Consider the following 505-nt stretch of genomic DNA (forward strand, 5'->3'; position numbering starts at 1 on the left):
AGATATTCTCAATTAATCCTCAGCATCTACCTTCCACTACACAAAGAGCTAAGTGCAGCTTCCAGTAGACATTTTTTTACTACTATCACAGTTTCATATTTTTAAAGAACGATGGACTCAAGGTCCGCTGGTCAAAGACCAGAAAACAACCCTTAACAGGTCAACCCTGCAAGGCCTCTTTTCTGAACTCTTACACTTTCGGGTGGTTCGCTGACGCTCAGCCGTCTCGCTATACCAATTCACCATCAAGCAAAGCAAAATGGTGGAGCCAAGGAGGATCGAACTCCTGACCTCCTGCGTGCAAAGCAGGCGCTCTCCCAGCTGAGCTATGGCCCCGTAATTGGTGGGTCTGGGCCGATTTGAACGGCCGACCTCACCCTTATCAGGGGTGCGCTCTAACCAACTGAGCTACAGACCCAATTTCGTTCTAAACAGTAGATCAAGTAATTTGTGTGGATACTTACTAAGAGATTTCGTCTTATCGTTTAAGGAGGTGATCCAGCCC

The 505-nt window shown here is 47.1% G+C and carries 2 tRNA genes; both read right to left on the reverse strand.

The features are described 5' to 3' along the window. Positions 1 to 260: 260 nt before the first annotated feature. Positions 261 to 336, reverse strand: a tRNA-Ala gene (locus tag ACP3PW_RS17245). Between the two features lie 5 nt (positions 337 to 341). After that, positions 342 to 418: transfer RNA gene (locus ACP3PW_RS17250), tRNA-Ile, on the reverse strand. Positions 419 to 505 lie beyond the last annotated feature (87 nt).

Origin of the sequence: Aestuariirhabdus sp. LZHN29, from assembly GCF_049985285.1 — a bacterium.
Taxonomy (GTDB): domain Bacteria; phylum Pseudomonadota; class Gammaproteobacteria; order Pseudomonadales; family Aestuariirhabdaceae; genus Aestuariirhabdus.